Here is a 12,387-nt window from a genome sequence, read left to right as displayed (position 1 = left end):
ATATAATCCGAAATAATTTTTAATTTTAATTACTAAAAATTTATGCTTATGATTTTTGGCAAGGGAAAATAAGATATAAAATATGGAAGGGAGTGATATATTAAGTAATTATATTGAATAATAGTATTTATGATAAAAAAGTCATAAAACTAAGGAATTGAAATTATTTTGTTACTAACCATCTTAGGAGGAATTATCTATGAAGAAAAAATTAACAATACTTAGTCTAGCTTTAGCCATCACAGCCTTCTCTACTGTAAGTTTAAGCGCTTCTTACGCTTCTGATTATGACGTTTCCTCTGGAAATTCTTCTCCTTTAATTAGCGTGAATGCAAATGGTGCTGCTGTTGAGCCTCAAGCAATAGCATCCCTTGCTCGTAAAGCAGTACAAGTTGGTAAAGCAGCTTATGAAGCTAACAAGGATGCTTTGAGGGAAGCGACCCGCTTAGGAAGTCTATTAGGTACAGGTGCTTCTAGTAGTGATGTAGAGAATGCAGATGTAATTTTTGATAAATAGCTGAAACATCAGGGAGAGGATCAGATTTTTATATTTCTCTCTCCCTGATGTTATTTAAAAGAGGTGATTGCTTAAATGAAAAAAAGAAGTGAAGCGTTTATTTTAAATGCTACGTTATTCTCTTTATCGTTGTTCTTGATGGTTCATTTCTTCTTTATTTTTCTTCACGCTGGACCGCTTAACCCGGTCTCTGTTTCATTGAAATCAGTAACTGATAACTATGTTGGACGGTTTTTTCAACAAAACTGGCATCTATTTGCTCCCCAGCCTATGACTCAAAATCTAAAATTATATGTACGTGTGAAGTATAAGGGGGAGGGCAGTACCAAAACTGTTATAAGCAATTGGTATGATGTTACTGAACCTATGATCAGGACGAATGAGACGACAGTATTTTCACCTTATAATAGGATGCTCAGAATTGGAAGTGGATACATACATCAATTATATATAGGAGGAAAAGATGATCTAACATATAAATTAATGGAGAAAATATCTAAAAAAGATAATGTCGCCAAAGAAATAAATGCTTCTTTAGAAAAGGATTCGGATCAAGTTGAACAAATCATATACCGCTATGCCTCTGCGTTTGCGAAAAGAGAGTTTTTGAAACATGAAATAACCGATGTCCAGTTTATGACCTCAATATCGGATGCAATTCCATATTCAAAGCGAGATGATCTTCATTTTAAAGTGAAAGAAGATAATGTCGTATATGGTTGGAAAGGAGTTGTAAAGGATGTTGTTGAATTACCGTAATTTTTTTATGAATGAACGCTTTCTTATTGGCACAAGTATCCTTCGGATATGTATCGGGTTGATATTACTTTTCAATTATTTTATTCATTATAAACAAAGATATTTTTTTTGGCACGAATCTGGAATTAATATATATTCTGCTGGGTACAAGTCATTAACATGGTCTTTATATAATTTGAATTCATCAGCTTTATTTTTTGACTTTATCTATCATTTAGGAATTGTGGTTACTATTTTTTATTTAATTGGATACAAAGGCCGCCTTTTTTCAATTCTGACCTATCTATTTTTTTATTCACTGTATGTTCGTTCTTTTCATATAAGTGACGGAGGAGACAATTTACTGATAGTAAATATGTTTTTTCTCCTATTCGCCAATAATACTGCATATTTCTCTTTTGATTCTAAATTGAATAGCTTACATGGAAAAGGCTCGAAGCAGTCTTTGATTTATAAGTTATCCATAATAATTCACAATTTTGCAGTACTTTTTTGTATTATACAACTGTGTATTGTTTATTTCTTCTCAGGAATGTATCAGCTTATGGGAGAAATGTGGCAAAACGGAACGGCACTTTATTATATCTCTCAGGTGAGAGAGTTTAGCAGACCTATTTTGGATTATATGGTTAACCATTATGTTGGACTCACCATTTTATTCACTTATTTATCTATAATTGTTAAAATATCTTTTCCTTTTGCTGTAATTAATAAAAGCCTTAAACCGTTTGTAGTTATTGCTATGATATTGTTTCATGCAGGAATCGGTATAGGCATGGGCTTACTGACGTTTTCACTAATTATGATTGTTATGGAATTATTGTTGTTTACGGATCGAGAATATAAAAAGTTATACCATTTTATAAAGATCAGCTTCCGGAAAATATCAATTACAATTCGAAGAAAAACAAGAAAATTAGGATATGTAAGTTTTCAACACAAACAAATTCTGGTTTTCTATGATGGTTGGTGTCCTGTCTGTACAAATATAAAAGACAATTTGTACAAGCTAGATTATTTTAGAATGCTACGGCTTGTTAGTTTTCGGAATTCTTCATTGGTTCAAGCATACAAATTAGATGTTAATGAATTAGAAAGGCGAATGCATAGTTTCTCAATGAATGATTCCAGTAAAATACAACGTGGAATTGACTCTATTGCACAAATTTGTACAAGAATACCGTATCTTTGGTGGGCGGTTCCCTTTATAATTATTTTCAAAAAAATGGGTATTGGTGGTTATTTGTATGATTATATAGCTTCTAAAAGAAAAGTGATTCCCGTGGGGAACTGTGACGACTTATGTGAACTTCAGCCTAAGCGTGTCCATTAAGGAGCAAAGTATGAAAATAATTTTATCGTTAGTAGCTATAATTTTAATATTTGTGTTCATATGTGTCCTGTTTTTGTTCATTGCGAAGCGCCAAAATAATAAGAAAACAGAAATGGATGTTCTAAGTTTTTTGAAGGAAAATCCGAGTAAAGCATCTTTGTTTATGATCAAAAATGGTATGGAGAAAATCAGCTATAACTCAGAAGTTAAAATGCCGCTTGCCAGCACGGCCAAAGTGATCATTGCTATCGAATTTGCTCGCCAAGTTGCAGCGAAAATATTAGACGAGCAGGAACTTGTTCCTTTAGAGGAATTAAATAAATTTTATATCCCTGGTTCCGATGGTAACGCTCATCATAACTGGATCAAATCCATTCGCGCAAACCATAAAGAGGTTCAAGGGAAAATTACGTTATTGGATATTACTCACGGCATGTTAGCATATAGTTCCAATGCCAATACAGAATTTCTGATGGCGAAAATGGGTTTGGATAAGATAAATGAGAATATTATGAAGCTCTCACTTTCTTCCCATGATAAAATCTTTCCTTTTTCATCTGCGGGATTCATGTCTCCTTATATCCAAGAGACCGAAAACATAGGTTTTAAAGAGTCGATACAAAAGATAAGTGAGATGAGTTACGAGGAATATATGAAAAAATCTATTGAAATTCATCAGATTTTAAATCGTGATCAGGGGATAGAATGTATTCAGAAATGGAACACCAGGCAGAATTATGTACGAAAGCTTCAAGTGCTGGAATCGCGCAAGCTTCCTCGTTCAACGACTAAAGAGTATGCTTACCTCATGAAGCTTATACACAAGGGGGAGTTGGTTCCTTCTACTATAAATCCATATCTAAAGATGCTAATTCAGCGACAAGTGAATAACTCCAAGTTAATAGAGTTTGGAAACAAAGGTGGATCTACCATTTCTGTTCTAACAGAGGCTTTATATTGTACGGATCGGGAAGGAAATGACATTCAACTAGCCATGTTTATTCAAGATGATTCTGGGGTGGATCATATTTGGCTCAAGCAGAAGCTGGATTTGTTTTTTTACAAATTATTAACGGATACTGCATTTCAAGAAGAGGTAAGAAGCAAATTATCATATGACAAGGGAAGAAATTGAATGTTTTTTTATTTTGTAAAAATGCTGCTGATTCCGCTTATACTTTACTGGATCATGGCTTACTTTCCATTTAAAAATCGTATTTCGTGGTATATACACACTTTGTTTACAAGTGCATATACGTTCATGATTTTATTCATAAATGATTGGACAGAAATTAGCTATTATTTACGACCGGTTTGCATCGTATTGTTTGGATGTTCCTTATTCCGTCAAATGATTACTTTACGCTCTTTTAAATTTAATGGCTTAAATAGAAGAACACGAATATTCCTTTCTCTTTATGGTTTATTAGCAATATATCAAGTTTTTATATGTATTTTATTTAGTATTTCATACATTACATCCACTCCTAAACACGAAGATGCAGTCGATTTAGCGTTCCCTTTGAAAGGAGGGGCTTACGAGGTAGTGAATGGTGGAATGAGTTCATCTATGAACTATCACTTTTCGCATCGTACTCTGAAATATGCGGTGGATATAACTAAGCTCACCCCGTTAGGTTCAAGAAAAGGGATATTTGATAATCCTGAATCTTTAAAATCCTATCCCATTTATAATGATTCAGTATATAGTCCGGTTGAGGGGAGAATTATCGAAGTTGTGGATGGAGTAGAAGATAATGTCCCAAACTCCCTGGGCCGTAGTACTACAAATATGATTATCATCAAACACCAAGGATATAATATTCTGTTGTTACACTTGAAGAAAAATAGTCTATTAGTCAAGAAAAATGATTTTGTCAAGGTTGGACAAGAAATTGCGAAAGTAGGGAACTCAGGTTACAGTAGTGAGCCGCATCTTCATGTTCATGCTATAAAACATGATAATAAGAGAGATTACTTCAATGGAACCTCGGTTCCTATTACTTTTAATGGTAATTACTTAAAGAGAAATGATTTGCTATTTAATCAAACACTTATTTTTCGTTAAAAATGTATACCTACCTAGAAAGTCGGTTTGAGAATTTGTTTACCAGATTTTTAGTATGGTGTATTGTTCTTCAGAGCAAGTATTTTCAACTTAAGCGAGAGGTATATCCTTACCATCGTCTCGACACACGTGGAGTGCGTGGTAGTAATATATCGAGATAAGAAGCATTGATGAACGAGGGTTTGAGAACAATTTGAATATGTTCCTGCATTCAAAAAATCGCTTTAGGGTTGAGTGCTGTTCATTTTTACTGAACAAGGACATTAATTTGGAAGAGGTAGGGAGAAACAGTAAAGAGGGGCCGCGAGCCCCTTTTATTTGTGTGATGTTGAGCATTTTTATTCATTTACAGAAAGTGTAGCATTTCATTTCACAATTTTTCATCACAAAAAGGCTTTTGTCTCATTCAATGAGCGTGCTATATTCGATAAAAGCTGAATTGTATTCCTTATCTCATGTTCCGTAGTGTCTGGGTGAATTGCACAGATTCGGAGAACAGTTTTTCCATTAAGTTGTGTCGTAAGCACAGAGGCGTATCCGTTTGTCATCATTTCTTGGGAGATCTTTTTATTGAGTGAATCTAATTCTTGCTCAGATAATCCAGTTGGCGCATATCGAAAATTAACAATCGCTAACTGTGCGGGGGATACAATTTCCCAATCATTATGTTTTTTGATTTCATCGTCAGCCCATTCTGCGAGTTGAACTCCATGCTCTATGGCTTCACCGACAGCATTAGTTCCTAAAGCCTGTAGTGTCACCCATAGTTTCAAACTTCGAGCAGGCCGCGTTAATTCAGGGCCCAGATCCCAATAATTAATATATTCTTCATTAGTCTCGGCATCTTTCAAATATTCTGGATGTGTGCTGAAGCAGTTTCTGAGCTGTTGATTTTCTTTGGCTAAAACTACGCTACAGGAATATGTCTGCATTAACCATTTATGTGCATCCCAGGTAATGCTATCTGAACGCGATATACCGCTCAAAAGGGGCTTATATTTCGAAGAAGCCAAAATCGATGCACCGTAAGCTCCATCCACGTGTAACCAAATGTTATGTTTTTCACATAGGTCAGCAATTTCGTTTAACGGGTCGATGCTTCCCGTATTGGTTGTGCCTGCCGTGGCAATGATCGCAAAAGGCTTCATGCCAGCCGCCTGATCATCCATTACTTTTTTTTCTAAGGCTGAAACATCCATACGAAAATTTTTATCACTTGGAATCTTTCTGATTTGATCACCACGGAATCCGAGGATGCGTAACCCTTTGGCGACCGATGAATGAGTTTGATCTGAAACATAAGCAGTTCCAATGGCATATTCCTGCTCGGATAACCTTGCATTGCGTGCAGCCGCTAAAGCGGTCAAATTCGACAGCGATCCGCCCGACAGAAATAAGCCTCCAGCAGTATTGGGATATCCTGCTTGGTCACACATCCACCGGATCACTTCCCCCTCTAAAAGGCTTGCGCTCGAACTCAGCATCCAGCTTCCGGCATGGGTATTATAAGCGCTGGTCATGATATCTCCTAACCACGAGTAAAGAGACATTGGACCAGGAACCAATGCGAAAAAGCGAGGGTGTTGCATGAAGGTTTGGTGAGGATAGACGTTTTTCCTCATTTCATCGACGACCTCTTGTATCGGTCTTCCTTTTTTCGGAAAACCAATTCCCCTTAAATGAGCTATTGTATCCCCATCTGCAGTGTTGACTACTTTTCGGGATCGAATATTGTTATTTTCTGCAATATATGAATGTATGAACTGTTCAATAATCTCACCTAATTGCTGATTTGGTTCTTGATTCATCATAAGCATCTCCTTTGCTTAACTTCAATCAAGTATAATATAACATCTGTTGTCATATTGTGATATTCACTGATTTCATCATTACGTTTATTTTTAGGCTCTTCGCTATTATGCAAAGTAATTCTCAAAGGCAAAGAGAGCTATAAAATCGCCGTTCAGTGCAAATGCTGGAAACGTGATGTTGAGAATGGTATACTACTCCAACTCAAGGCTGGTAAGCAGGTACATAGTTGCTGTGTTGCTTGGATGGTAACGACGAGTAATTTTACAAGGCAGCAAGGAGCGGGGGAGCTTGTAATATAGGAGGGGGAACCTTAGTTATCTGAAAATAATTAAAAAAAGAGAATAAATGTATAGTACTTGTAAGAAAAGTGTTCGAAAACGCTTTGCCAGATGTTGCAAATGAGCTACTTAAAAATTTAAAAAATGACTCTGCATTAAACTGGGAGTAAAAAAATACTGGTGCCCCTTAAAGATGCGATAGGAGCCACCAGTAAAAACTAATTTACTTATATTGTTAATAAGAGCCAACTATACTTTTACTGTATATTGTACCAACACCTCAAAGGAATAAAAAAATGGGTGAGCCATCTTTCGATACACACCTTAATTTTGACTAAGAATTATTGTCCAATTTGTTCTAAGATTTGTGTGTAAGCATTCCTATAATGATCGGGGTTAGGATCTTCTCCTATTATCTTGGGTACGTCAAAGTCAGACAGCAGGAAATAGTGTTTGGGTTGAACTTCATGCCTTGCTAAGCAACTCTTGCAACAGGACAAGGGACAGCCGTCAATTGCAATGATGTCACGTCCCGATTTTGCTGTTCTGACAAGTGGTTTGACATCACCACCAACCCCAGCAATGCAGGACATTTCAGCGACTTTTTCTCGATCCATTTGTATAGCGATCATGTTAGCGGTTTGTGCTGCGGAGGAACATCCAGAACATGAATAGACAAGAGGTAAATCAGTTCTTTTCATCTTTGTACACTTCCTTGTTTTTTCTTTGTGATCCATCACAGTATCTTTGGTTTCAGCTGAAATAAATTTAAAATTGTTTGTATTTTAACTTAAATTTACAGTCTAAACCGTGATCACGATCACGACAACATTTTGCAAAATCTATTATAGGGCTAACTGTGTGTATACAATTCAGCCAGATCTTTAGAAAAAAAGCTTATCCCTACTCATAGATTTAAGTTGGAATAAGCTTCTGGAATTTTACTGTTTAGGTACACTTAAACTAATCAATTTCTATGTTAAAGAATTTTAGATAATTTTGTACCATCAAACTTGTCACCCCATCCTTTATTTTCTTCTATAGAAAATTTTAGAAATGGGTCGATACTTGGCAATGGAAAATTGTAATCTATCATGAGCTTTATAATTCTCTCCAAAGATTTCAAACTGCTTTCGCCGTATCCTTCGATTACAGTGTACGCATGACTGATACCAAGGTCATAAATACCTCGCAGTAAGGCGTCGACTGATCCATCAATATTTTGATATAAGTTATACAAATATATGAATTCATCTTTACTCAACCTCTCAAACTCTTCCTCCTCGTATGTTTTGAGTTCTGTTAAATTCTCAGGTATTATTTCAACAACAATATCATTCCAATCATCCAAGTATTGTATATTAGTGAATTCCCATAAATAATTCAAATCGATCTTCCAATCATTAACATCATATTTCAAGGCAATAATAGTGTTCTCGAAGCAGCTAATACCATATGCAACTCTACCCCTCATTGAAATATGTTTAAATTTTTCCATGTTTATCATCGTTAGTCTCCTTTATACCATCCGGTTACTGCGGCGGCAACATTTCCCTTAAGCGTAAATGCGCAGTTTTCGTTTTGACATTATTTTCGTCTTCTTTTGATTTTGAGTATACAAAAAAAGCTCATTCCTACTCATAGATTCAAGTCGAAATAAGCCTTTGAAGGTTTACCGATTTTATGTCTTTTTTAGTGTTTGGTTTGTTGTGTTGTACGATCTTGTTATCACATTGTACTCATAAGTTAGTTTTTAGGATTCTTATAGCACCAATCTGGGTCATACGGTAATAATTTTAATTTTTGTATGTCTTCCCAACTGTAAACCCAATCATAATCTGCAATCCAAAAATAATCATCAGGATTTAGCTTGAGGTATTCGTAAATAAAATTGAATATCAACTCTTGATTACCATAGATATCCTCAATATGCCCGACTTGGCATAGCAATAAATTTGTATCTAAACCTAAATCTTCGTGATAGTAAAAATCAATACTTGAACTATTAATACTATGAATATAAAAGATTAATGAAGATTCGTTGTTCCCCGCAAATGATCTATTATTAATATTCAGCGTTGTATATGAAAACTTCCCTTCATCTGAGTAATTTTTATTGTTGTAGAAATAGAGAGATGCATCCGAATGAAAGGCTGCAACTATAGTATCTGCTAACAGCTTCTCAGGAGAATATCTCTCTTTATTCGTTAAAATAACTGCCGGAGTCCCCATCTTTACTTTAATACCTCCTTGAGTTCATCTATAGAGTTTACAATAGTAACACCTTTAGATTTAATAACTTCCAATTTTTTCAGATCGTTCTGATGTAAATTAGTCAATGGCTTGTCAATATATAAAATGACTTTCTTCTGGTTATGATTAAAATAACCGTCATGATTTACATTAACGTATTTATCAAACTGTTCAACATTTGTAACAGCTTTTAATGATTTCTTAACTTCAATAATTTCATCCTTAGTTACTACGTCAAAATCGCCCGCCGGGTTACCATCTGACCTTTGAATTTTTTGGCCAAATGCTGTTACTTCCTTATTTTCTCTAACAGCGGAAGCTACTTTTGCCTCAGTAGCTTTTCCCGGGTCTTTACTGTTTAAAAGATTATCAATATCGCGATTAATATTTTTCGGATGTTGATCATCCCAAATTAACTCATTACCAGCCGAATTTGTATATTTCGTTTTATTTCCACTCTTGACTACACTGCCAACATTAGAAGCTTTTAGAGTATCTTCAGGAGGCTTGCTCGAATTCGGTAGTTTAGGTGACTCCTTAGGTCTACTTGAATTTGCCCCATTATAAATCGCCGAATCATTGAACTCATCAATGGGTCTGTTTACACCTGGACCACCCTTTGAATTGGGTTTTGCAGGCGGATTTTCTGCAATAGGTGGCTGGCTAGACCTAGCAGGAGAACTTCCTGCACTCCCCATACCGATCCGGGCTGCTACAATCCCATAAGTCGTTTCTTCGACTAAATCGCTTAAGCCTGTCCTTTCCATGTAATCTCCAGATTTTTGTCCAATAAAGCCTTGATTGTATCGAGTAATGAGTGCATCCATTTTCTCTTTGTCCAACTCAATAGCATTTGTAGAGTCCACATTCATCGCTACTAAACCATCTTCAATGGCATTGAGAGTTCCTTCATCCCATACGTGTGTGCGTTTTGCATTGACGATACGCTGGATGGCGGCCAATTTATTAGGATCTTTAATATCATACAGTGATAGTTTGCGCTTCATTGTAATTTCAGTGCGCAGTGCTTGCTCTGCTTGTTTTAGCTTATTTTCATCCTGCCACCAGTTGGCTGTAAAATAATTAGTTTGATTCCAATATGAAGTATATTCACTAGTTTTTCTTTCTCTCCATAATGCAAGTTTTGGATTCTCATGTTTCTGCGTTTGTGCTGCTTGAAGGCGTTGTTTTTCCTCATGATCTCGGAGCCATTTCTCCTGAATGTTTTTAGGAACTTGCTGATACGCTTGAGCCATGGCATTTGACTCTTTCAGCAGGTTTTGAACCAGTTCTAATGGGCCACCAGAATGCGCAATATGACGTGCACTCGTAAACACTTTCCCCAAAATCCACTTGCTATAATAGGCTTCCTTAGCCCGCTCATGCTCGTATTGGCTTATTAGCCCTTGGAGTGCTAAACTAGCTAGATGCTTCAGTGGATGCAAACCACCTTTAGGAGCACTACCTCCAGCGTGACTTGTTCCTTTGCTCCGAACGGGGATCATTGCGGTTGCTTTCAGAATGACACCCACCGCAGGCCCACCTAAAGCTCCCGCAACAACACCAGCCACTTTTCCCATCACTGGAATGGAGCCTAATAGCTTGGACACCGTACCCAACAAAGAGTTGGCTTGTTGAAGTGCAGCCGGACTTGTTACTTTGGCGGTAGGAGTGCTGCTTGATGAAGTCTTAGCTGCTGATGGAGCTTGCGCCGCCTCGTATGCTTTGATGCTCATGAGTGGCGGCTCAGGCACAGGGGGGAGGTCGGCTACGAAAACAGGGGCTTTCACCGTACCTTCCTGATATATCACCGGAGCTTTGGTATCCGTCTCACCATCCAGTACCATGCTGCTGGCTCCGCCTTTTAGATACAGCGCCGTTCCAGCTTCGAGCGAAAGTTCCTCGCCTGCATCGAGCTTCACGTGACCACCCTGAATCTGCACATTCCCCGGACTGTCGATCGTAATGCCGTTACCTTCATGCAGTGTAATGGAAAATTCACCGGAGGTGGATAGAGTTAGTTCATGCTCAGACATTTCTACGCCGCTACCTTGTACATGTTGCCATACCTTCACATTCGACTGTCCATTTGTGTGGCGTTGTTGTCGCAGTGAATCCGTTACATAGGCATCTTGTTCGCGGTGGGTAGGCAGATACAACTCCACCTGTTCCCCAATCTCAGGCATATCGTACCAGCCACTGTGTTCTTCCGCGACATAACGGGTGGCTACGGGAAACGAGTAGGCTTTGGCAGGATCTTGTTTCGGGTCGATGTCCAGTTGAAGTTGTACAAAATCCTGCTGTACCTTCAGTACCGTTCCTGTCAACGAAATCCCGGTAGCCTGATCGTTTTCATAACGGGCATATCGGATATCCTGTTCGGCTTGAAGATCATAGCGAGTACGCAGTAAGCCATCCGTTAATGTGGTCACGGCTCGAACCACGACCAGTTCTTTACCTTGTCCAATGGGTAACGTGATGAGGTCGCCCAGCGCATAGTATTGCAGGCTTTCGATCATATAGGTGATATACGAGCCAGCACGTTCGCCTGGCTTTTCCGTATCCAGTTCATGAAACGTTTTTCGTACTCGATAAAATACATCTCGCTCCACCTTATGCTGCTTGCCTTCGGGCATCCCGAAGAAAACCTTGGGCGAGGCTGCGGTTACCTCTGGCACAAGTACGGAGCCAAAGCGAGAAGCGAGACGTTTTAAAAACGCCCAATCTGTCTCCTCATATTGTAAAACAAAAGTCTCCAGTTTGGCATAGTTGCTTACTGTATCAATGGCATCTCCGTACTGATATTTTCGAATCAGCGCAGTGACCAGATCATCATAGGTGCGGTGAATATCTTGATAGGAGCGCCTTTTACGCTTAATATCCATTTGGTACGAATGGGAAGAGGCCTCCAGTTCAAACGTATACACGCCTCGCACGCAGTGTACGGACATATGCGTAACAATCCCATGGAACAGCCTTCTCAGCGATTGTCCCTGATCATTCAACTGACGGATCACAATGGGTTCTTGCTCCATATCCTGTCCGATGCATGCAGCTCCTTGTTCTTCGGAGAGCATGCCGCTAATATGTAAATAGGCATGATCATTAATGGTGCGTGTTATTTGAAGTTGTTCGATGTGTAGTGGCTGAAAGGGACCATAAAAGCGTAGGCTTTCATATCCGATCCCATCTGATAATACGCTCAAGTGAGTTCATGACTCCTTTCTAGATGCGATGGGTATTTCCAAGTGAAGCACGTCATTTTGCAATTGCTTCTGATTATAGAAGCAGCAGATGAGTATAACTGTCAGTCAAAATAGATATGTATTACAAGGTTTGTACGCTATAAAGGGACGAGAGGTGATAT

11 protein-coding genes are annotated in these 12,387 nt (G+C 37.9%); 6 read left to right on the top strand and 5 right to left on the bottom strand.

Translation table 11 applies throughout. The features are described from left to right. Positions 1-199: 199 nt before the first annotated feature. From JOE49_RS24240 to JOE49_RS24220, 5 genes are all read left to right on the top strand, one after another. Positions 200-517 carry a hypothetical protein gene (locus tag JOE49_RS24240; protein WP_028542217.1) on the top strand — a complete coding sequence of 106 codons (318 nt, stop codon included), beginning with the start codon at positions 200-202 and terminating at the stop codon, positions 515-517. 75 nt (positions 518-592) lie between these two features. Next, positions 593-1,276: a DUF5819 family protein gene (locus JOE49_RS24235; protein ID WP_028542218.1), complete on the top strand. Its 684-nt coding sequence runs from the start codon at positions 593-595 to the stop codon at positions 1,274-1,276. A 544-nt stretch (positions 1,277-1,820) separates the two neighbouring features. Next, entirely contained in the window at positions 1,821-2,609 is a 789-nt protein-coding gene (locus JOE49_RS27000; protein WP_481856244.1) for a DCC1-like thiol-disulfide oxidoreductase family protein, read from the top strand. A 10-nt stretch (positions 2,610-2,619) separates the two neighbouring features. Then, a complete protein-coding gene (locus JOE49_RS24225) occupies positions 2,620-3,744 on the top strand; it encodes a serine hydrolase (protein WP_209943247.1) in 1,125 nt (374 codons plus the stop codon). A gap of 126 nt (positions 3,745-3,870) precedes the next feature. Beyond that, positions 3,871-4,677 (top strand): M23 family metallopeptidase, encoded by an 807-nt coding sequence (locus JOE49_RS24220; RefSeq protein WP_245248479.1) that lies wholly within the window; start codon positions 3,871-3,873, stop codon positions 4,675-4,677. A gap of 383 nt (positions 4,678-5,060) precedes the next feature. On the opposite strand, the gene JOE49_RS24215 is transcribed toward JOE49_RS24220, so the two are convergent. Continuing rightward, positions 5,061-6,488 carry a pyridoxal phosphate-dependent decarboxylase family protein gene (locus JOE49_RS24215; protein ID WP_209943243.1) on the bottom strand — a complete coding sequence of 476 codons (1,428 nt, stop codon included), beginning with the start codon at positions 6,486-6,488 and terminating at the stop codon, positions 5,061-5,063. 66 nt (positions 6,489-6,554) lie between these two features. Between JOE49_RS24215 and JOE49_RS24210 the strand changes: the two genes are divergently transcribed. Beyond that, the gene (locus JOE49_RS24210) at positions 6,555-6,788 is read left to right on the top strand and encodes a restriction endonuclease (protein ID WP_081326432.1); all 234 of its coding nucleotides are present in this window, start codon (positions 6,555-6,557) and stop codon (positions 6,786-6,788) included. 320 nt (positions 6,789-7,108) lie between these two features. Here JOE49_RS24210 and JOE49_RS24205 read toward each other — a convergent pair whose 3' ends face one another. From JOE49_RS24205 to JOE49_RS24190, 4 genes are all read right to left on the bottom strand, one after another. Continuing rightward, on the bottom strand, positions 7,109-7,468 hold the full coding sequence (locus JOE49_RS24205) for a putative zinc-binding protein (protein WP_013372447.1): 360 nt from the start codon (positions 7,466-7,468) through the stop codon (positions 7,109-7,111). A gap of 278 nt (positions 7,469-7,746) precedes the next feature. Next, a complete protein-coding gene (locus JOE49_RS24200) occupies positions 7,747-8,274 on the bottom strand; it encodes a hypothetical protein (protein WP_209943241.1) in 528 nt (175 codons plus the stop codon). 239 nt (positions 8,275-8,513) lie between these two features. Beyond that, positions 8,514-8,999, bottom strand: a complete 486-nt coding sequence (locus JOE49_RS24195; RefSeq protein WP_061828766.1) for a hypothetical protein — start codon at positions 8,997-8,999, stop codon at positions 8,514-8,516. Positions 9,000-9,001: 2 nt separating this feature from the next. Further along, entirely contained in the window at positions 9,002-12,226 is a 3,225-nt protein-coding gene (locus tag JOE49_RS24190) for a contractile injection system protein, VgrG/Pvc8 family (RefSeq protein ID WP_245248477.1), read from the bottom strand. Positions 12,227-12,387 lie beyond the last annotated feature (161 nt).

The sequence above is a fragment of the Paenibacillus sp. PvR133 genome (genome assembly GCF_017833155.1).
Taxonomy (GTDB): domain Bacteria; phylum Bacillota; class Bacilli; order Paenibacillales; family Paenibacillaceae; genus Paenibacillus; species Paenibacillus polymyxa_B.
Note: the sequence above shows the minus strand (reverse complement) of the source record. Positions and strands in the feature narration are given on the sequence as shown.

Coding starts and splice junctions, on each gene's coding strand:
- JOE49_RS24240 (WP_028542217.1), top strand. CDS start 200: ATGAAGAAAAAATTAACAATACTTAGTCTAGCTTTAGCCATCACAGCC.
- JOE49_RS24235 (WP_028542218.1), top strand. CDS start 593: ATGAAAAAAAGAAGTGAAGCGTTTATTTTAAATGCTACGTTATTCTCT.
- JOE49_RS27000 (WP_481856244.1), top strand. CDS start 1,821: ATGGGAGAAATGTGGCAAAACGGAACGGCACTTTATTATATCTCTCAG.
- JOE49_RS24225 (WP_209943247.1), top strand. CDS start 2,620: ATGAAAATAATTTTATCGTTAGTAGCTATAATTTTAATATTTGTGTTC.
- JOE49_RS24220 (WP_245248479.1), top strand. CDS start 3,871: ATGATTTTATTCATAAATGATTGGACAGAAATTAGCTATTATTTACGA.
- JOE49_RS24215 (WP_209943243.1), bottom strand. CDS start 6,488: ATGATGAATCAAGAACCAAATCAGCAATTAGGTGAGATTATTGAACAG.
- JOE49_RS24205 (WP_013372447.1), bottom strand. CDS start 7,468: ATGAAAAGAACTGATTTACCTCTTGTCTATTCATGTTCTGGATGTTCC.
- JOE49_RS24200 (WP_209943241.1), bottom strand. CDS start 8,274: ATGATAAACATGGAAAAATTTAAACATATTTCAATGAGGGGTAGAGTT.
- JOE49_RS24195 (WP_061828766.1), bottom strand. CDS start 8,999: ATGGGGACTCCGGCAGTTATTTTAACGAATAAAGAGAGATATTCTCCT.